This is a genomic window from Cohaesibacter gelatinilyticus, from assembly GCF_900215605.1.
Classification (GTDB): domain Bacteria; phylum Pseudomonadota; class Alphaproteobacteria; order Rhizobiales; family Cohaesibacteraceae; genus Cohaesibacter; species Cohaesibacter gelatinilyticus.
The window spans coordinates 491,103-511,815 of sequence record NZ_OBEL01000001.1; the positions used below are offsets into that span (position 1 = coordinate 491,103).

19 protein-coding genes are annotated in these 20,713 nt (G+C 49.4%); 15 read left to right on the forward strand and 4 right to left on the reverse strand.

Going from position 1 to position 20,713, the window contains the following annotated elements:
• Positions 1–142 precede the first annotated feature (142 nt).
• Positions 143–556: a universal stress protein gene (locus CRO57_RS02275; protein WP_097151775.1), complete on the reverse strand. Its 414-nt coding sequence runs from the start codon at positions 554–556 to the stop codon at positions 143–145.
• A gap of 90 nt (positions 557–646) precedes the next feature.
• A complete protein-coding gene (locus tag CRO57_RS02280; RefSeq protein WP_097151776.1) occupies positions 647–1,999 on the reverse strand; it encodes an alanine/glycine:cation symporter family protein in 1,353 nt (450 codons plus the stop codon).
• Between the two features lie 440 nt (positions 2,000–2,439).
• Here CRO57_RS02280 and CRO57_RS02285 point away from each other — a divergent pair, with 440 nt between their 5' ends.
• On the forward strand, positions 2,440–3,096 hold the full coding sequence (locus tag CRO57_RS02285; protein WP_210200731.1) for a helix-turn-helix domain-containing protein: 657 nt from the start codon (positions 2,440–2,442) through the stop codon (positions 3,094–3,096).
• 316 nt (positions 3,097–3,412) lie between these two features.
• A complete protein-coding gene (locus CRO57_RS02290; RefSeq protein ID WP_141401162.1) occupies positions 3,413–3,772 on the forward strand; it encodes a hypothetical protein in 360 nt (119 codons plus the stop codon).
• A 130-nt stretch (positions 3,773–3,902) separates the two neighbouring features.
• Here CRO57_RS02290 and CRO57_RS02295 read toward each other — a convergent pair whose 3' ends face one another.
• Positions 3,903–4,667, reverse strand: coding sequence for a tellurite resistance TerB family protein (locus CRO57_RS02295; RefSeq protein ID WP_097151779.1), 765 nt, complete (start codon positions 4,665–4,667; stop codon positions 3,903–3,905).
• A 268-nt stretch (positions 4,668–4,935) separates the two neighbouring features.
• On the opposite strand from CRO57_RS02295, the gene CRO57_RS02300 reads away from it, so the two are divergent.
• On the forward strand, positions 4,936–5,178 hold the full coding sequence (locus CRO57_RS02300; protein WP_097153153.1) for an RND transporter: 243 nt from the start codon (positions 4,936–4,938) through the stop codon (positions 5,176–5,178).
• Between the two features lie 3 nt (positions 5,179–5,181).
• Here CRO57_RS02300 and CRO57_RS02305 read toward each other — a convergent pair whose 3' ends face one another.
• Positions 5,182–5,802 (reverse strand): TetR/AcrR family transcriptional regulator, encoded by a 621-nt coding sequence (locus CRO57_RS02305; RefSeq protein WP_170955917.1) that lies wholly within the window; start codon positions 5,800–5,802, stop codon positions 5,182–5,184.
• A 315-nt stretch (positions 5,803–6,117) separates the two neighbouring features.
• On the opposite strand from CRO57_RS02305, the gene CRO57_RS02310 reads away from it, so the two are divergent.
• The 12 genes from CRO57_RS02310 (at position 6,118) to CRO57_RS02365 (ending at position 20,643) form a co-directional block, all read left to right on the forward strand.
• Positions 6,118–6,456, forward strand: a complete 339-nt coding sequence (locus CRO57_RS02310) for a hypothetical protein (protein ID WP_097151781.1) — start codon at positions 6,118–6,120, stop codon at positions 6,454–6,456.
• A 413-nt stretch (positions 6,457–6,869) separates the two neighbouring features.
• On the forward strand, positions 6,870–7,742 hold the full coding sequence (gene purU, locus CRO57_RS02315) for a formyltetrahydrofolate deformylase (protein WP_097151782.1): 873 nt from the start codon (positions 6,870–6,872) through the stop codon (positions 7,740–7,742).
• A 96-nt stretch (positions 7,743–7,838) separates the two neighbouring features.
• Positions 7,839–9,293 carry a cryptochrome/photolyase family protein gene (locus CRO57_RS02320; RefSeq protein WP_097151783.1) on the forward strand — a complete coding sequence of 485 codons (1,455 nt, stop codon included), beginning with the start codon at positions 7,839–7,841 and terminating at the stop codon, positions 9,291–9,293.
• Positions 9,294–9,597: 304 nt separating this feature from the next.
• On the forward strand, positions 9,598–10,815 hold the full coding sequence (locus CRO57_RS02325; protein ID WP_097151784.1) for an ABC transporter substrate-binding protein: 1,218 nt from the start codon (positions 9,598–9,600) through the stop codon (positions 10,813–10,815).
• A 121-nt stretch (positions 10,816–10,936) separates the two neighbouring features.
• Complete coding sequence (locus CRO57_RS02330) at positions 10,937–12,796, forward strand: ABC transporter permease (protein WP_097151785.1); 1,860 nt, start codon at positions 10,937–10,939, stop codon at positions 12,794–12,796.
• Positions 12,793–13,599, forward strand: a complete 807-nt coding sequence (locus tag CRO57_RS02335) for an ABC transporter ATP-binding protein (RefSeq protein WP_097151786.1) — start codon at positions 12,793–12,795, stop codon at positions 13,597–13,599. Before CRO57_RS02330 ends, CRO57_RS02335 begins: the two co-directional genes overlap by 4 nt.
• Positions 13,586–14,287: an ABC transporter ATP-binding protein gene (locus CRO57_RS02340; protein ID WP_097151787.1), complete on the forward strand. Its 702-nt coding sequence runs from the start codon at positions 13,586–13,588 to the stop codon at positions 14,285–14,287. The genes CRO57_RS02335 and CRO57_RS02340 overlap by 14 nt, the downstream gene beginning before the upstream one ends.
• A 594-nt stretch (positions 14,288–14,881) precedes the next feature.
• A complete protein-coding gene (locus CRO57_RS02345; protein WP_097151788.1) occupies positions 14,882–15,715 on the forward strand; it encodes a ferredoxin--NADP reductase in 834 nt (277 codons plus the stop codon).
• A gap of 501 nt (positions 15,716–16,216) precedes the next feature.
• Positions 16,217–16,891, forward strand: coding sequence for a GntR family transcriptional regulator (locus tag CRO57_RS02350; RefSeq protein ID WP_097151789.1), 675 nt, complete (start codon positions 16,217–16,219; stop codon positions 16,889–16,891).
• A 106-nt stretch (positions 16,892–16,997) separates the two neighbouring features.
• Entirely contained in the window at positions 16,998–17,741 is a 744-nt protein-coding gene (locus CRO57_RS02355; protein WP_097151790.1) for an aspartate/glutamate racemase family protein, read from the forward strand.
• A gap of 54 nt (positions 17,742–17,795) precedes the next feature.
• Positions 17,796–18,629, forward strand: a complete 834-nt coding sequence (gene proC, locus CRO57_RS02360) for a pyrroline-5-carboxylate reductase (protein ID WP_097151791.1) — start codon at positions 17,796–17,798, stop codon at positions 18,627–18,629.
• Between the two features lie 322 nt (positions 18,630–18,951).
• Complete coding sequence (locus CRO57_RS02365) at positions 18,952–20,643, forward strand: thiamine pyrophosphate-binding protein (RefSeq protein WP_097151792.1); 1,692 nt, start codon at positions 18,952–18,954, stop codon at positions 20,641–20,643.
• Positions 20,644–20,713 lie beyond the last annotated feature (70 nt).

Genomic DNA, 20,713 nt, shown 5'->3' on the forward strand with positions numbered 1-20,713 from the left:
CATGCTTGATGGTCAATCGCTTCAATCATGAGCGCCCCGACAATCAATGTCGGGACAGTCCCGGGATCCGAAACCAGCCGGCGGAGGCCGGCTGGCAGAGATCAGATGATCAACCGGATAATCCGGTTATGTCTCGCCTATTCTAATCCCGAATTACCAGAACAGAACAGTGGGCATTGCGTACAACACGTGCCAGATTCGGGCCGATTTCGTAATTGGGGAAATCACCTTCTGCCGATGCAATCACAATCATTTCGATCTTCTCGGCATGGGCATATTTCAAAATTTCGCGATAGACGCTGCCCTGACGGATTTCAACCTTCAAATCATCACAGCCTTGCTCGACCAGAATGGCTTTGATCTTGGTTTTGACATGTTCCGCAGCGCCATCGCCATAATTGTCAGGCAAATTTGGCAAATGAAGGATTTCGGGAATCACCGTCAAGATGGTCAGGCTTGCACCATAAAAACCAGCCTGTTCCCGTGCCACGGGTAGAGCTTTTTCCCATGATTTGGGATCCGAATAATCGATCGGCAACAAAATAGATTTGGCCATTGATCAGTCCCCGCAGGAGTTCAGTGTTTCATTTATTGAAGATTTGCCGGACAATTGATCATCAAAACCGGCAAATCTTCTTGCGATATCTTATTGGTCTTTATCGGACCCTTCGGCGAAATAGGCCTTGGTCATGCTGAAGATGATCGGGCTAAGCAGTGCCAGCGCAATCAGGTTTGGAATAGCCATCATGGCATTCAGCGTATCAGCCAGTAGCCAGATGAAGCCCAAGTCAGCGGTTGCACCGAAATAGATCATCACGATCCATGCAATGCGGTATGGCAACAGCACCTTGTGACCCAGCAGGTAGCCAACGCATTTCTCACCATAGAAGGACCAGCCAAGAATGGTGGTGAAGGCAAAGATTGACAAAGCAATTGCAATCAGCGAGCCACCAATGCCCGGGAGAGTGGTTTCGAACGCCAGTGAGGTCAGAGCCGCCCCGGATTCGCCGGATGTCCAAGCGCCAGATGCAATGATAGCAAGACCGGTGATGGAGCAGACGATGATGGTGTCGATGAAGGTGCCGAGCATCGCGATCAGACCTTGATTGACAGGGCTGTTGTTGGACGCAGCGGCGTGAGCGATCGGAGCAGAACCAAGGCCTGCTTCGTTGGAGAATACGCCACGGGCAACACCAAAGCGGATCGCAGCCCAAACAGCCGCACCAGCAAAGCCACCTTCAGCAGCAGATGGTGTGAAGGCATGGGTAAAGACCAAGCCAATTGCATCACCAAGAGTGCCGATATTCAAAAGCAGAACCAGAAGACCTGCAACGATGTAGCTGACAGCCATGAAAGGAACCAGCTTACCGGCAACCATACCAATACGCTGAATACCGCCAAGGATAACAGCAGCGGTCAGAAGCATCAGGATCACGCCGGTAACAGAGGTATTTACACCAAAATTGCTATCCAGCACTTGTGCAACACCGTTGGCCTGCACGCCATTGCCGATACCAAAGGCTGCAATCGCGCCAAACAGGGCGAAGGCAAAGCCGAGCCAGGCCCATTTCGCGCCAAGACCGTTCTTGATGTAGTACATTGGGCCGCCAACATAGTTGCCCAGCTCATCTTTCTCGCGATATTTCACCGCCAGTACAGCTTCGCCATATTTGGTCGCCATGCCCACCAATGCGGTCATCCACATCCAGAACAGAGCACCAGGTCCACCAAGAAACACAGCCGTTGCTACACCTGCAATGTTACCGGTTCCGATGGTTGCTGAGAGTGAAGTCATCAGGGCGTTGAATGGGCTGATTTGCCCTTCGCCTTGTCCTTCGCGGCCTTTGAACAAAAGGCCAAAGCCAGTGCCCAAGCGCAGGATCGGCATGAGTTTCAGGCCAACCTGAAGGAAGAAGCCAACCCCCAGGATAAGAACCAACATCAGTGGCCCCCAAACGATCCCGTTGATCGAGTTGACGATACTTGTAAGTGCTTCCATTTAGCATTCCTCCCCGTTTGAAGACGGAAACCTGCCCGCTAAGAGGGTGAAGCGGGCTTTCCTCTTCTTCTGAAAGATACTTCAGACAAATGAGGGGAACCGGTCCCAAATCTGGTATGCCGGATTTCCCTCAGTGATCGGACCAGTCTGTAAATGACAGCACAAATTGCCTTCCCGCAACAACCGCATCGGTCAATAATCAGCATTTGAATTCACTTGATGGTCGACAGATTGGTTATTTGCAGGAATTTTGAGAGATGGCGGCCTCCATTTTCCACCAAACCTCAAGAGTGCTGCCTGCACGACTATAGTCTGATAAAGTTTCTTATAGGGGAATTTTCCCTTATTGGCAATATTGGGTGTGGTAAGAAATTTGATATTTCCCAAAAATGCTCTAGTGTCAGTCAGATAACGAGTTCTAATGGAGCAGTGAATCGATAATGGGTGAGTTACAGGCGTCGGAACTGGCAAACGCGAGGAGTGAAGAGTCTCAAGGTGGCAAACGGCCAGGACAGTCTCATGCGGGGAAATCCGCTCCCACCCAGTCTGCTTTGGGGCAAATGGTGCGAGAAGCGCGCAAGAAAAAAGGCTGGACGCTTGAAGAAACTGGCCAACGTGCCGGTATAGGTCGTTCTACCCTATCCAAGATTGAAAATAATCAGACACGTCCCGGTTTTGAAATTGTACGTCGCCTGACACAGGCTCTTGAGTTGGAAACGCCAAATTTGTTCCTCCAATCAGGAAAAAGTGATATTTCAGGCCGCCGTGATGTGACCCGCAAAGGAGAAGGGGAGCCAAAGCATACGGTGACCTATCATCACGAGCTTCTTTGCAATGAGCTGTCTTCCAAACAGATGCTTCCGTATTTTTCTACCATCAAGGCTCGCGATTTCTCCGATTTTGATGACTGGATTCGCCACCGTGGTGAAGAATTCATGCTTGTCCTGTCCGGGGAACTGGAGTTGCTGACTGAGCATTATCGTCCGCTGCCAATGAAGGCTGGTGATTCCGTTTATTATGACAGTGGTATGGGGCATTGTTGTATTTCGACGTCCGAGGAAGATGCCGTAGTGCTTTGGGTGAGCCTCGAACGTTAGAGCTATTCCGCAAGTTTAGAAATACGAGAGCAGCAATTACAATGTTGCGTATTTTGAAATTGGCTTTCGTCTTGGTTCAATGGATGGTGATGAGAACCGGCGTGTTGCCGTCTGGCCATATGTGGCAATTTCACCCATGCTCAAAGACTGCAGATTTCCAGTAAAGGCACGGATGTCTTGTTCAATGGCTATAGAAAGTGATTTGTGATTATTTGGTGCATTTTCTGGATCAGTGTTGAAGGAATAGCTGACATCGACGATTAGCTGTTTTTAAGGTAGCATCGAAGAGTTCCTGTAACTGAATTGGTAATTGATCATGTTTTTTCGAACTATTGTTTCTGCAGTTTTTATGGTGATAGGGTTTGGTTCTTTCAGCGCCAAAGCTGGCAATGTCCCATATAATCCCAAAATCAAATTGAAAGTGGGACAAGCTATTGTCATGAAAGGTGTGCGTCACCGGGATTGTGACAAAGGAAAAGCTCCATCTGCAGCCGCGCTTCCAAAATTGCCAAAACTTAAAACCGGCACAATCCGGATTGGTGGTGTTGGTAAAGCTAACAGTGGACATTGCAAGGCTGTTGTGCCCGTCCGTATTATCAAGTTCCACGCCATGCGCCCGGGACGGGAAAATGTAAAAGTCTACGGTGACAAATTTTCAATTACTGTTACGAAATGAGCGCCTGCCGAGTTTGAGCAAAAAAGTGGCGAGTTGCTTCCTGAACAACTCACCACTTTGTGGGCATTGAGGTTATGAAGCTCAAGAGGGAGAAACCAAAAGCTTAAACTTTTTAATACCCTTGGAAGCTCTAGTCGCCTGCTGCAATCAGGGTCTGATGAATTTGCTGCGTTAAGGCTGGCTCCAGTCCAAGGCGTGCTGCGAGCATGGAGAGATAAGCTTGCTCCGCTGGAGTGTCCACTTCGATGGCCATAAGAGAAGCGATGTAGATTTCCATCGCTTGTTCCTGACTTCGGGAAGCAGCAACCAAACCATCAATATCCATTGGCTTGTTCAACTGGTCAAACAAGAAGGCCTTCTCGTCGCTTGAGAGGTCGAGTTCGTTAATTTTACCAAAAATGGCCTGATGTTCGTCGGCATCAATCTGTCCATCAGCCTTGGCTGCGGCAATCATCGCGCTGACCAGCACAGATCCAAGGCCGTCACTATCCGTTACTGTGTCTGTAATCTCAAAACCTGATCCCACCGGTGCGGCTGGCACATGTGATATTTGTGGAACTGTGCGGGTCGGGGCAGTGTTCCCTGGAGCGGAAGTTGTATTGGCAGAACCATCAATAGTCTGAGCACCGGGATTGTTGGATTTGTAGTCTGTGTAAGCCTTGTATGCGAGGCCGGCCACAAGGGCGAGACCACCATAAGTGGCGGCTTTCTTTGCCATCTTGCGCCCCTTCTTGGAGCCCATCATATAGCCGGCCAAGCCGCCAGCAAGTGTACCACCGGCAATGCCACCGGCATTTTGGCTGAGATAGTCCTTACCCTTTTGCATCGCGCCGGAGGCATTGCCGTTGCCACTGGCACCAAGAATTTCGTTGATCAGCTTGGATGCGTCAAACATGGATAAGGATCCCCTTTTCGATCTCTGGACTATGGTGGAGCTGGCTACTCAGCCTTGTGCCTTACAACTCATATAGGCCGCAAAAAAGGCAGAACAAGCACTTGATAGTCATTCCTTGACAGGAATTTTGTATCTTATTGTGTAAGCTTGATTTGATAGGATGACGGCTCCAACCATTTGCTTGTTGCGTGATGTCGCAAGAAGAGATAGGCAAGAAACTTCGCGAAATTGTTCTGCCAGGCTACGAATGAATGAGGAAGCTGGAATCATGTTGAAATGGATTGACCAAATTCCACTTCATATGCTGGTCATTGTTTCACTGACCTTGGGGCTTGCGCCTTTTGTGCCTGAGCCGCACATCGTTGAGAAGTTACGCATGTTGGGGCAAGGGATTTTATCCAGGCCCATCGATATTCTGGATTTATTTATGCATGGGACCCCATGGCTTTTGCTGATCCTGCGTTTGCTGCGGTTGAAGCAATCAAAGTCAGAAGCCAAAGATCAATCCTAAGCCCTATCTTGAACCCAGTAATGGTTCCAGTGATGCCACATATGCTTGAATATCGTCACGATCTTCATCAAACCATTCCAGCGACCAGTTCAATGCGCCGAGAATAGCATGTCGAAGGTGCCGTACTTTGGCTTGTTGCTCTTCGTTGGTTAACTTATGATTGGAGGCCCGAATATGACTGGTCAGCAAGTCAGTCCAGATGCGATCATAAGAACGGCGATGATCCAGCAGATCCTGTCGAACGGCTTCTGGTACAAATGGGTAGCAGCGGATATGCGCAGAAGAAAAATCGCTGGCTGAGAGCAGAGTTCTGAGATGAATGTGCATGGCGGCCAATACTCGATCATGAGAAGCCGTCTCGGTCGGCAAGGTCTGTAGCTCTTCGATAACGGCGGAACTGACAATATCGACTCCAACTCGCATGACTTCGCCCACCAATGCATCTTTGGAGGAGAAATGGTAGTAAAGGCTACCTGCCTTCATGTCGACTTTCTGCGCAAGATCCCTCAAAGACATATGGGAGTAACCGACGTCTCGCATCATCTTTGCCGCAACATTCAAGATTTCCTGTCTCGAGATAGAGGCTTTGTTTTGTTTGATTTTTCCTGACTTGCTTTTCGACATGCAGTGCGCGCGCTCCTTCACGGATTGTGAAATCGAGACAATCCTGACCATGTATATGCAGGAATTTCAGATTAGAGAGACTCGACTGCTTCCGCAAGCGTCACATCTCTTTCAAATGCTTAAGTTCAGATCATGCACTGATATTGTTCTTTGAGTGCAAATCCATATGGCCTGATGCTGAGTATCAGGAGAGGAGTGTCAGTTGATCGATAACGCCAGCGATTGCCTTTTCTGATGAGGTGAGCTCCAATGTGAAGCCAAGGCCTTCATTCTAAAGCGTGGGCTTTTGTTTGCCATGCCCATCATGGCCAGACAATGCTCTGCGGCACGCTTCTCTATTTCTATCATGTCGTCAATGTTGTGATGGAAGTAACAGCTGCTCTTGCACGCCATGATGACATAACGACCAATCAGCAGGATTTGGCCATACAGGCATCACCTCTTCAGGACATATTGGAAGATACGCCCATTCAGTTTGAGGATGTGGAGAATCTGTTTGGCCAGCAAGTGGCGCAAGTCATCAATGCATTGAACAAGAATTTGGCCTTACCGGCAAGTAAGGCTCGGATGAAGGACAGTCTTTGGTGCATTCTACCGCGACTTCGGGTCTTGGATGGTAGATCTTTGATGGAATATTGTTGTCTTCGTCATTGATTATCGGAGTGTATTTTACAGTATTCTCCAAAGGCAGGGCCAACTCTGTGGCGTAGTGATCTGAAACAATCGATCCAGACAAGTATCATTTCTCCCAATTGATCTCAGGAAATTTCAAAAACCGCCTAAAATCCGGATATCAGCGCCGAGCCAAATATCTGTTCGTCTTGCTTGCATTTTCTCTGCCTGGATAAGTAAGTTTCCTATAGGGAAAAATGCTTCATTTTCGGAGCGGGATAACTGCTAATATCATCATGCAATCATTTGGAAAGTATGATTTTTTTGCCTCGATAAATTGAATGGAAGAAATGTGATTGGGTGTGGAATTGAAGGGCCAGTGGGTAAGCTTGGCGATACAACCAGTCGCAAATTCCATTTGAATGAGTTCGAATTGCCAGAGTGAGAGAAAAGATATGAACCTGGTCCTGAAAATTACCTGTCCGGATCAACCCGGTGTTGTGGCAGAGCTGAGCTCCCGTCTTCTGGAGCTGAAATGCAACATTCTGGAATCATCCCAATTCTTCCAGCCATCTGCAGAGGCAGGAGCCGCAAAAGACGAGGGCACATTCTTCATGCGTGTCGTGATTTCGACGCCAGAGGATCTGAATAGTGAAAAGGTGGATGAAAGCCTGAAGGCGTTCGCCTCACAATTTGGCGCAAACCTGAGCTGTAATGAGCTCGGGTGCAAGGTACCAACAATCTTGATGGTTTCCAAATTTGATCATTGCCTCATGGATATCTTGTATCGCGTGCAAACTGACACTTTGCCGCTGGATATTGTTGCCGTTGTATCGAACCATGCCAATAGTCGACCGGACGTTGAACGGTTGGGCATTCCTTATCATCTCTTGCCGGTTAATGCGGGTAACAAACGCGAGCAGGAAGAAAAGCTTGAAGAGATCATTGATCGGACTGGTGCGGGGCTGATTGTATTGGCGCGCTATATGCAAATCCTGTCCGATGAATTCTCTTCTCGCCATTTTGGCAAGATCATCAACATTCATCATTCCTTTCTGCCAGCCTTCAAAGGTGCGATGCCATATAAGCGAGCCTGGGAACGCGGCGTGAAAGCTATCGGTGCTACCGCGCATTACGTGACGCCGGATCTTGATGAGGGCCCGATTATCGAACAGCATGCCGAGAAAGTTACGCATGCTGAAAGTGCGACAGAACTTGTGCGCCGTGGTCGGGACATTGAAGCGAGAGCTCTCTCTCGTGCATTGCGCTTGCATGCGGAAGGTCGGGTCTTCATTGATGGCAACCGTACTGTTGTTTTTGAACACTGATCTGATGAGCAAAATATTGCGTAACAACTCTCATTGTAGTCTGACGGGAATCTGATCAAAGTCTGATCGAAATAACGACTGCAATGAGAGGCCACCATGACAAACATCGCCATTCATTGGTTTCGACAGGATTTGCGCCTTTCAGACAATCCATCCTTGCGTCACGCCTGTGAGAGCGGTGCTGTAGTTCCTGTCTATATTTTGGAAGATGAAGAAGCAGCTGCCTACCAGATGGGTGGTGCTAGCCGTTGGTGGCTTCATCAGTCTTTGAGAAGTCTCAATCAGTCATTGGATGGCAATCTACGTTTGTTCAAGGGACGAGCAGCAGATATCCTTCTTGCCTTACAAGAGCTATATGGCGCTGACGTGATCACTTGGACACGCTGTTATGAGCCGTGGCGGATGACGCGTGACGAAGGGCTGAAAGAACAGCTCAGGGCGTCCAAGGCAACGGTGATTAGTCACAATGGCTCGCTTTTATGGGAGCCATGGCAGGTAAAAAAGGCAGATGGGACTCCCTATAAGGTCTTTACCCCTTTCTTTCGAAAAGGCTGCCTTCAATCAGCACCTCCGCCAGCACTGCCCCTAGGTGCCCCTGAGCAAATAAGCTATGCGGTTGGCAGAGATGATGGCTCACTCGATCTTGCAGATTTGAAACTGGAGCCTCAAAGGCCGGAACCCAACTGGCATTTGCAATTGGCGCCTCATTGGAAGATTGGTGAGAAGGTAGCACAGCAAAAAGCCTTGAGCTTCTTTCAGAGTGGATTGCAGGGTTACAAGCAGGGTAGAAACTTTCCTGCAAAAGCCAATATTTCTCTTTTGTCTCCTCATCTCCATTTTGGCGAAATTTCGCCAAATCAGGTCTGGTATGGAGCGCTAGATTACTTGAAATCGCATTCTGCGACCGAGGAGCAGGCTGCAAAAGATCTGGATCATTTTCTGTCTGAGCTGGCTTGGCGCGAATTTTCCTATTCCTTGCTCTTCTATAACCGTGATTTGCCAGAAGAGCCCTTAAACCCGATCTTTGGAGATTTTTCCTGGCGGGAAGACGACCGGATGCTGCGAGCATGGCAAAAAGGACAGACAGGTATCCCCATAGTGGATGCAGGCATGCGCCAGCTCTGGCAAACTGGCTTCATGCATAACCGTTTGCGCATGATTGTGGCATCATTTCTTATCAAGAATTTGAGAATTGATTGGCGGGTAGGGCAGGCCTGGTTTTGGGATTGTCTTGTCGATGCGGATCTTGCATCCAATAGCGCATCCTGGCAATGGGTAGCAGGATGCGGGGCGGATGCAGCTCCATATTTTCGCATCTTCAATCCAGTCCTGCAGGGTGAAAAATTCGATAAGAATGGCGCTTATACAAGACAATATGTGCCAGAACTATCCGCTCTACCCGACAAATATCTGTTCAAGCCATGGCAAGCTCCCAAAGCGCTGCTGGAAGAGTGCGGGATTACGCTTGGTGTGACCTATCCTTACCCAATCGTGGACCTGAAACAGTCACGAAATGAGGCATTGGAAGCCTATCGGAATTGTAGGATTTAGTGCTTTTGCACAATTTGAGCATAAATAAATTTTGATTTAATGGGCTGAAATAAATGGGAAAATATGAATGATCTTATTTTGAGATCATATTGACCTACGAAAATATTTGACTTATGCTCATAATATGCAAAACTCCCTCTCGACAATTGAAGCCGATCCTGTCGGGGGATGGGCTATGCCTTTGTCGGTTGTTAGCGGGAGTGGTGACCTCCATCCTGTGTTTCAACTGGCAGGGGCCCAAAAGGATTTGTGTTGTGCTTTCAGAACATGAAAGCTGACCAAAACCCGTTCAGGGAGAGAGAGTATGCAAACACGCCGTAGCATTCTGGCCGGCCTTGGTGCCGTTATTCTGTCGGCTACTGCCGGTCTTGGGCTTGTGACAGATCGTGCCGTTGCAGCTGATGTGATCAAGATCGGAGAAATCAACTCCTACACCCGCCTGCCAGCCTTCACCATTCCTTATCGCAATGGTTGGCAACTGGCTCTGGAAGAAGTCAATAAAGCTGGTGGCATCAAAGGCGCTCAGATCGAAGTAATCAGCCGCGATGATACCGGAGATCCGGCAACTGCAGTCCGCATTGCTCAGGAGCTGGTCTCAAAGGATGAGGTGAGCCTGCTATTTGGCACCTTCTTCTCACATATAGGGTTGGCCGTCAGCGATTTTGCCAAGCACCGCAAGACGCTTTTCATTGCAGCGGAGCCGCTGACCGACGCTCTCGTTTGGTCAAAAGGGAACGATTATACCTATCGTCTGCGTCCATCCACACATATGCAAGCTGCTATGCTTGCCAAGCAGGCAGCAAAGCTGGGCAAAAAGAAATGGGCAACAATTGCACCAAACTATGCCTACGGCAAAGATGCGGTAAAAGCCTTCAAATCGGAGCTGACCAAACTACAGCCCGAGGTGGAATGGGTCACCGAACAATGGCCGACCCTGTTCAAGATTGATGCTGGGTCCACGGTACGTGCGCTGGAAGCTGCCAAACCTGAGGCAATCTACAATGTGACCTTTGGAGGTGATCTGGCCAAGTTCGTGCGCGAAGGCTCTTTGCGCTATCTCTTTGATGATCGTGAGGTGGTTTCTATCCTTACGGGCGAGCCGGAATACCTCACCCCGTTGGGCAAGGAAGCGCCAAAGGACTGGATTGTAACCGGTTATCCTGCGGCTCAGATTGACACCGAAGTGCATCAGGCCTTCTCAAAAGCCTATCAGGCCAAATTTGGTGAATTGCCAAAGGCAGGTGCATTGGTCGGTTACAATGCGATGTTGTCAGTGATTGAGGTGCTCAAGAAAGCCAAGTCCACCGAGACAAAAGATCTGCTGGTTGCAATGAACGGCCTGACAGTCGAAGCACCATCCGGCACATTCACTTATCGTGCCGCCGATCATCAGGCGACAATGGGTGCCTATGTTGGTAAAACCGGCTTCATCGATGGCAAGCCCGCCATGATCGAATGGTCTTATGCAGATGGTGCTGACTATCTGCCAAGTGAAGAAGAAGCCCAAAAATTACGCCCATAACGAGCAAAGTGGCTAATTTCCCAGTTTTTAGACTGGCTATTTAAAACAAATTGAGACACAAGGCATAGGCGGCTTAGGTCGCCTATTCTTTTGATTCCCATATCGAGCGGGCAAGAGTTCCATGGGTTTTTATCTCGCGCAATTGCTGACAGGGCTGGCAAATGCCTCCTCGCTCTTCCTCATTGCCTCGGGTTTGTCAATCATCTTTGGCGTGACCCGCGTGGTCAATTTTGCCCATGGTTCCTTTTTCATGATTGGTGCCTATCTTGCCTATAGCTTCGTGACCTATTTCGAAGTGGGAATTTTTGGTTTTTGGGGTAGCATCTTGTTTGCGTCCCTCTGCGTGGCCGTTATCGGTGGTCTGATCGAGATGACGATCTTGCGCCGCATCTATGCATCTCCTGAATTATTCCAGCTTGTAGCGACCTTTGGTATTGTTCTGGTTATTCAGGATATTGCTCTTGCTGTATGGGGAGCAGAGGACCTGCTTGGACCGCGTGCTCCGGGACTGGATCGTGCTGTCCGTATTCTGGGCGAGCCTATTCCCGAATATGATTTGGCGCTGATTGTGATCGGGCCAGCAGTTCTCGCGCTGGTCTGGCTTTTATTTCACCGTACCCGTTGGGGCATCTTGGTACGGGCGGCAACTCATGATCGCGAAATGGTGGCGGCTCTTGGTGTCAATCAACGCTGGCTTTTCACCTCAACATTCATGGTTGGTTCGTTTCTCGCTGGCCTAGGTGGAGCTTTACAGGTGCCGCGTGAGAGTGTATCGCTTTTGATGGACCTTTCCATAATTGGTGAAGCTTTTGTCGTGGTGGTTATTGGCGGTATGGGATCGGTCACTGGTGCCTTCATTGCAGCGGCCCTGATCTCGGTTCTCAATGCCTTCGGGATTTTGTTGTTCCCATCGATTTCGCTGCTTTTGCCCTTTCTGGTCATGGCCGTTGTGCTGATCCTGCGCCCTTGGGGGCTACTGGGTAAACCCGGTTCAGGCCATGGTGCACCAGAGGCACCGCATGATCCTCTGCGTTTGCTGAATCAGCGTGCCATCTGGGCCGTGGCGCTGGTCTTTGCAGCTCTTCTGATGATACCAGTCGCAACTGACGGTTTCCTCTTGATACTGTTTGTCGATGTGTTGGTTGCGATGCTTTTTGCAGCCAGTTTGCAGTTCCTGATGGGCGTAGGGGGCATGGTCTCATTTGGCCATGCTGCCTATTTTGGTCTCGGCGCTTATGGCGCAGCGTTATGTGTCAAATATCTCGCCATTCCAATGGAACTGGCTTTGATTGCAGGCCCTGCCAGTGGTGCGTTGGGAGCGCTGATCTTTGGTTGGTTCTGCGTACGGCTATCGGGTGTCTATTTGGCGATGCTGACATTAGCAGCCGCGCAAATACTCTGGGGCATTGCCTTTCAATGGCAGGATGTGACTGGGGGCGACGATGGTATTCTTGGCCTTTGGCCATCTGACTGGGCGTCCAGCCAGACAAACTACTATTATCTGACCTTGATCCTTTGTGTGACCGGTCTTTGGATCTTGCGCCGGGTTGCTTATTCCCCGTTTGGCTATGTCTTGAGGGGAGGGCGCGATAGTGAATTGCGGTCCGAGGCTATTGGATTGAACCTGAAATTCCATCAGTGGATGGGTTTCACCTTGGTCGGCGGCTTGGCCGGTCTGGCCGGTGTGATTTTTGCGTTCTCAAAGGGGAGCGTCTTCCCGGATATCCTCTCCATTCCCCACTCGGTCGACGCTTTGATCATGGTGCTTCTGGGCGGCATCCAGTCGCTGTTTGGGCCAATTTTGGGGGCAGTCAGTTTCATCTGGCTGGAAGATTGGATTTCGCGCTTTGATTATTGGCGCTTCATTTTCGGCACTATCATTTTGGTAATTGTGATCATCGCGCCCAATGGCTTGTCTGGCCTTGTATCTCTTGTCTGGAGCAAGGCAACAAAGACAAGCAGTCAAGGAGCGGCGTCATGACCATCATGAAAGTACGTGATCTCTCCAAAAGCTTCGGTGGTATCGAGGCAGTCAGGAAAGTTTCCTTTGAGCTGAAAAAAGGAGAATTCCTGGCGTTGATCGGTCCCAATGGAGCAGGAAAATCTACCTGCTTCAACATGATCAATGGCTATCTGAAGCCAGATAGCGGCTCAGTGGAGCTGGCACAACCAAATGGAAAATGGTGCAATCTGGTTGGACGCAAACCGCGTGCAATCTGGCGCTATGGCGTTGGTCGAACCTTCCAAATCACGGCAACCTTTGCCTCGATGACAGTTCGTGAAAATGTGCAGATGGCTCTGATTTCTCATTATCGTAGCAGCCTGAATATCTGGGTAAGGGCAACAAGGCAATATAATGCCGAAGCGGATCAATTGCTCGAGATGGTATCCATGCAGGATCTTGCAGATCGTGCTTGTTCTGAATTGGCATATGGTGATTTGAAGCGACTGGAACTGGCTATTGCACTTGCCCATGCTCCCAGGCTCTTGCTGATGGATGAGCCGACGGCTGGTATGGCACCGTCCGAACGAGATGCTCTCATGTCATTGGTGGCAGATATCGTGCATGAAGAGGATCTGAGTGTCATGTTCACAGAGCATGACATGGATGTGGTATTTGAGCATGCAGATCGAATCCTTGTCCTCAATCGGGGCGAGCTGATTGCCCAAGGGGATGAAGAAGAGATCCGCACAAATAAACTGGTGCAAGAGGTTTATCTTGGTGGTGGTTCTGTTTTTGGTGATGCGCCCAAACACGAAGAGGAAAGCCATGCTGAAGGTTGACCGGATCAATAGTTATTATGGTGGAGCGCATATCCTCAAAGACCTGTCTTTACAGGTCAAAAAACACGAGGTCGTAGCACTGCTTGGGCGGAATGGAGCAGGAAAGTCCACTACCATGAAGTCCATCATGGGATTGGTTCCACCGGTCTCGGGAAACATCAGCTTTGAAGGGCAGAATATATCTGCAATGGATACGCATCTTGTCTGCCAGCAGGGCATCGGGTATGTGCCGGAAGACAGGCGTATCTTTCCAGATCTGACCGTTGAGGAAAATCTGGAGGTAGGAAAGCGCTCAGTTCGGGATGGCGTTACCCAATGGGCGCATGATGATCTGTTCGACTTGTTTCCCAATCTTGCCGAGCGACGAAACCAGCTGGGTGGCAGTTTGTCAGGTGGTGAGCAGCAGATGCTGACGATTGCACGCACATTGATGGGCAATCCATCCATGATTCTTTTGGATGAACCCTCTGAAGGTATTGCTCCGGTGATTGTTGAGCAACTGGCTGGGGTGATTGCAGATCTCAAAGCGCAAGGGCTTGCCATCCTTCTGTCCGAACAAAACATGCATTTTGCCAGACTGGTATCCACCCAAACCTATATTATCGAGCAGGGTGTGATCCGTTATGAGGGTAGTTTTTACGACCTTGATCGCAAACCGGATATTTGGAAAAAATATTTGGCAGTTTAGCTTCCATGAGCGATCCTGATTCTATCGAGTCTGCATCAGGCAATCTTCCTTGCGACATATTGACCCATATCTGGTATGTTATTTGCCTCTTTTATGTTGGTCAAAACGGATGGGTTCGCATGCATTATGTTCTCTTCATGCTCAAAGATAGCTCGATACGTAGTATTTTTTGCGCATGATACCATGTAGGCAAAAAATAATATTCTCCATTTGGCAACATGGATAATCCCTATATTAATCTGGCGTTTAGTTGCTTGTATTTTTTGTAGTTGCCTCTATTTATGATGCAGAAATGATATATTGAAAGCAGGATGTGGTCATTCAGGTTCTCAAGTCTGGCCGGGTAGGAAAGAGACAACTGTTCCGCATAAGGCAATGATGCCGTCAGAATAGCCGGATAAGCTGATATCTGATACAGATCAATGCCATGTGGCAAAGATGTTCTACATCTGCCACAAACCCAGTCGAGACCTGACCTGATTCCAGCTTCAAATGAAGTGAAACTGAAGATCATCATCTACCCCGGATCTATGATCCAATACCAGGAATTTGGGCCGTGCCCACCTTGATTGGGTGATGATAGAGGAGAACCCGATGACACACCATGTTGAGGTCGCATCAGCAGCAGCTCCAGCCAGCGCGCCGGCCTTCCCGATTCCGACCAATTGCTTCGCCGAAACCGTAACAGAAGTAAAGCATTATACGGATCGGTTGTTCAAATTCCGTATCACACGTCCCGCCAGCTTCCGTTTTCGCTCTGGTGAGTTTGTGATGATCGGTTTGCCAAACGCAGAGCGCCCGGTGTTTCGTGCTTACTCCATCGCATCCCCAAGTTGGGATGAAGAGGTCGAGTTCTTCTCAATCAAGGTGCCAAATGGCCCTCTGACTGAGCATTTGCAGAAAATCAAGGTCGGTGACACCGTTTTGATGCGCAAGAAGCCAACCGGCACTCTGGTAAATGATGCTCTGATTCCGGGTAAGCGTTTGTATATGTTCTCCACCGGCACCGGTATTGCACCTTTTGCATCTCTGATCCGTGATCCGGAGACCTATGAGAAGTTCGATCAGGTTATTCTGACCCATACTTGTCGTGAAGTTGCCGAATTGAAATATGGCGAAGAACTGGTAGAAGCATGCAAAACCGACCCTCTGATTGGTGAATTCGCGGCTGAGAAACTGATCCATTATACCTCGGTGACCCGGGAGCCGTTTCCGCGGACGGGTCGTATTACTGATCTGATGACTTCCGGCAAATTGTTTGAAGATCTGGGGGTGCCGAAGATCAATCCTGAGGAAGATCGTGGCATGATTTGCGGTTCCATGGATATGCTCAACGACACCAAGGCTGTTCTGGAATCATTCGGCCTGGAAGAAGGTTCAAATGCCCGTCCATCTACCTTTGTGGTGGAACGTGCATTCGTTGATTAGAACGTGTTCCCAAAAAGTTGAAGCACTACTCGCGATACAGTGATTGTGAATAGTGCTGTAAGCAGGGCTGATAACCTGAAAATTCTGAACCCGGTAAGGAATTCCTTACCGGGTTTTTTGATATCTCGGGATCATTTCCTACTTCATTCTGCCTTGGAGCGTATTCCGGAAAGATATGTGTGATTTTCAGATGACAATATGCTTCGAAACAAGGCTTGGAGGAATTCGAATGACTGGAGTTTCATTCAAAATACTCCAGTATTTCCCGGTCGCACACAGTCATATGTCAGTGTTGGATTGACATGCTCATGGCGCTGTGTACAATTTGGTATTCAGAATAAATGCTGTGCGATGGTCGAATCTGGACGGGCATTGAGGAAAGACACTTGCCAAAGCCTCGGTTTTTGGGCACAGCAGGGCTATGGATCGTTCAATTTGCAAGTCAAAGCTGGGTGATTTCCATGGGCCAAAAAAATGCGACCAACAGAAAGGGGAGAGTCAATGAGCGGGCTCTCAAGCAGCGTAGATAAAATCTATTCAAAAGTACGCCAGATGGCGATCAATTTTGAATTCATGCCGGGTGAGCGGATCAATGAAAGTGCCTTGTCCAAGGAATTGGGTGCAAGCCGCACGCCTCTGCGTGAAGCATTGAATCGTCTGGTTGCAGAAGGATTTCTGTATTTCGAAAATGGTCGCGGTTTCTTCTGTCGCACACTCAGTCCGGACAAGGTGCAGAGCCTGTATGAGGTGCGTGTCGCCATCGAGAGCGAAGCTATCCGTTTGGCAGTAACGCGCGCGACCGAAGAAGATATTGTCGATTTGGAAGCATTTCTGGAACAAACATTACCAGCTTATGATCAGAAAGATGCTGCCAAAGATATTGTTGTCTTGGATGAAGAATTCCATTTGCGTTTGGCTATGCTATCCGGAAATGAAGAGTTGGAGCGCATGCTCGCCAATATCAATGCGCGTATCCATTATGTCCGCTGTATCGATATGGTGGGGAGAGAGACCAAGAGCTCATCCGATCACAAAGCGATACTGGATGCACTCAAATCTCGTGATGAGGAAAAAGCCGTCACGGTAATACGCAAACATATCACCAAACGCAGCGAAGAAACGACCAACGCGGTTCGCACTGCGTTTTCCCAGCTCTATGTTCCGCCGGGATTGTAGATTCGCGCATGAGCAAGATCCACTTCGAGCTCTCATCTGCAACAAAGAATAACCATTCGGAAAATCAGCTCTCACCACATTTTGGTCCGTGGTAGAAAGAAGAAAGATGACAATTCTTAAAGGCGGCAAAGGTATTTATGGTGCCTCGGTCGGAATTCTTATGCTCGACGCAACATTTCCCCGTATTCCTGGTGATATCGGAAATGCTCTGACTTGGGATTTCCCTGTACAATATCGCCTTGTGCGTGGGGCATCGCCAGATAAGATCGTGCGCTCTGATGCGCGTGAACTGGCAGATCTTTTCATTCGGGAAGCTGAGGATCTCGTAGCGTCCGGAGTGGACGGCATCACGACCAATTGCGGTTTCCTGTCCTTAATTCAGGATCAGGTCGCAGAAGCTGTGCAAGTACCGGTGGCAACGTCATCTCTGATGCAGGTTCCAATGATCCAACCTCTGTTGCCAAGCTCCAAACGGGTTGGTGTGATTACCATCTCCAAGTCGACGTTGACCGACGAACATTTGAAAGCGGCGAATGTTTCTTTGGATACTCCGGTCATCGGTACGGAAGGAGGGCGGGAATTTACTTCGGGAATTCTCGATAGCCACCCGGAAATCGACTTCGAGGCCTGTCGCCTCGACATGATAGATGCCGGTCGTGAAATGATTGAAAAACATCCGGATGTCGGCGCCATTGTTTTGGAATGTACCAATATGGTGCCCTATGCTGCGGATGTCAGAAAGGCAACGGGCCTGCCGGTCTATTCCATCTATTCCTTCATTTCCTGGTTCCAGTCCGGTCTGGCGCCAAAGCGTTTCCCATTGGAATTGGATGATCCGCTTTTTCTGTAATTTGCTGTGATGAACTTGAGGCCGGTTCGCCGGTTTTGATCAAAGGACAAAACAATGGCGCAAACAAATGGTTTGGAGAATGCAGGTACAATCTTGCTGCTGGGATGTGGCAAGATGGGATCTGCAATGCTGGATGGCTGGCTGAAGGCTGGCATTCCTCCTGGGCAGGTGTATGTGAATGATCCATATCCGTCTGATTGGCTGAAGGGGCTGAAAAACAAGGGTCTTACCCTGAATGCTTCAATCCCTGCAAATGTGGATGTCTGTATTCTGGCAATCAAACCACAGATGATGCATGACGCATTGCCAAGTTTGCAGGCTTTGGGAAATGGTAGCACCGTTTTCCTCTCCATCGCTGCTGGCACTACGCTGGCAACATTGGCGTCACTGTTGGGTGAGAAGAGCCCGATTGTACGTGCTATGCCAAATACCCCTGCAGCAGTTGGTTGTGGCATTACCGCCTTGATTGGTAATCAGCACGTAAGCGCTGACATACTTGACAAGATCGAAGCCTTTGTCGCGGTGGTCGGTGATACAGTGCGCCTGCAAAATGAAGGGCAAATGGATGCGGTTACCGGCGTTTCCGGCTCTGGTCCTGCTTATGTCTTCCACTTGATCGAAACACTTGCAGCGGCTGGTGAGAAGCAAGGCCTGAATGCCGAGCTTGCCATGAAGTTGGCCAAAACGACTGTTTGGGGTGCTGGCCAATTGGCCATGAAGTCCGATCAAACGCCTGCGGATTTACGGGTAGGAGTGACCTCTCCAAATGGCACGACTGCTGCAGCGCTGGAAGTGCTCATGAATGATCATGAAGGCTTCCCGGCGTTGCTGGATAAAGGTGTGACCGCTGCGGTGAACAGGTCAATCGAGCTCGGCAAAAACGGTTGAGCGACCGGGTTAATCTGAGAATGATAAAAGGGTCTGACTTTCAGACCTTTTTCTTTGCCAAGCTTGCGGTTTCGGCAAGCAAGAGTTCCCATCATTTCAATAATTTGCTGAACAGGCTCAAAAAAGATCGATTCAAGAGTTTTCTTTGAGTTCAAAATAGTATATAAATCTGTATACAGATATGAATATCGCTAAATTCTGGCGAGACGACTCGCTCGGGAAATGGAATTTGGTAGATACGGCAACAAGGCAAAGAATGAGCCACGGTTTTTGACAGCAAGACAGTTTGTTGATGCAAAGATCGATAGGGAAAGGTGACAGAGTGACTGAACAGATCAATGGTGCAGAAGCCATGGTTAAGATGCTGGAAGCCCATGGAGTCCAGCATGTTTTTGGTTTGTGTGGAGATACGACCCTGCCATTTTATGATGCCATGCTCCGTCTTGATCACAAGATCCAGCATGTTCTGACGCGCGACGAGCGCTGCGCGACCTATATGGCCGATGCCTATTCTCGCGTAACCGGTCGTGTGGGTGTCTGTGAAGGCCCGTCTGGCGGCGGTGCGACTTATATTCTGCCAGGTCTGATCGAAGCCAGCGAAAGCTCCTATGCGGTGCTCGGTATTACGACCGATATTTCCGTTGCTTCTTACGGCAAATATCCTCTGACCGAAGTGGATCAGGACGCTCTGATGAAGCCCCTGACCAAGTGGAATACAGTCATCAAGCAGGCAATTCATATCCCTCGAATGGTTCGTACGGCTTTCCGCGCCATGACCACAGGTCGGTCTGGCGCGGCTCATTTGGGCCTGCCTTATGATATTCAGTATGATAATGTTGATGTCTCTGATATCTGGGCAGACAAGAAGCTGCAGAACTATCCTGCATATCCGCAGGCTCCGGAGCCAGGTGCAGCGGAGCAAGCCGTTGATGCAATTCTCTCTGCCAAACGGCCGTTGATTGTCTGTGGTGGTGGGGTTGTGATCGCTGGTGCGATGGAAGAGCTGGATCGTCTGGCAAGCCGCCTGAATATACCGGTTGCAACCTCCATTTCAGGTCAAGGGTCACTGGCGGACACGCATCCAAACAGTCTCGGTGTGGTCGGCTCCAACGGTGGTACCGATGAAACTTGGGAGCAGATGGTTGCAGCTGACATGATAATCTTCATGGGGTGTCGTGCCGGTTCCACAACCACTTCCCGCTGGGAAGCACCCAGCAACCAAACCCGTGTTCTGTTCTTTGACAATGACCCGATGGTGATTGGCTGTAATTATCAGACCGAAGTGGGTGTGGTAGGTGATTTGAGGCTCTCACTGGCTGCAGTCAATGCCGTGCTTGATAGAAAAGCGGAAGTGAATTCTGATTTTGGTGGTGCGCAATTGGTGGCCGATGCCAAGCGTCGCAAGTTCGAAATCTTCAATAAGTTTGCTCAGTCCAATGAGACACCAATTCGCCCTGAGCGCGTCATTCAGGCGATGAACAAGATGTTGCCGGAAGATGCCGTTGTCGTTTCTGATCCAGGCACCTCCTGCCCATATTATAACGCTTACTACGAACAGCCTTTGCCTGGTCGTTATTATATCACCAACCGGGCGCATGGTGCTCTTGGCTATTCTCTGTCAGCATCTTTGGGTGCATGGTATGGTCGTCCGGGCTCCAAAGTTGTTGCCATGATGGGAGATGGCTCTTTCGGCTTCACCTGTGGTGAGTTGGAAACTGTTTGCCGCTCCCGGGCAAATATCACTTTCATCGTGTTCTCCAACTCTAATTTCGGTTGGATCAAGGCGAGCCAGTATGCTGATAAGGATGCACGTTACTACAATGTCGACTTCAGCCGCACCGACCATGCGGCCATAGCGGCTGCTTACGGTGTGAAATCCTGGCGTGTGGAAAATCCAGATGATCTGGAACGTGTGCTGAAAGAGGCAATCGAGCATGATGGCCCGACTCTGATTGATATCATCAGTCAGCCATTGGAAGAAACCAATGCTCCAGTCCGGCGTTGGATGGGCTAAGGCAGATTTCATATCGCATAGGCGATAAAGCTTATGAGGTGGCCAGGCGTCCGGTTGATACAAGACCGGG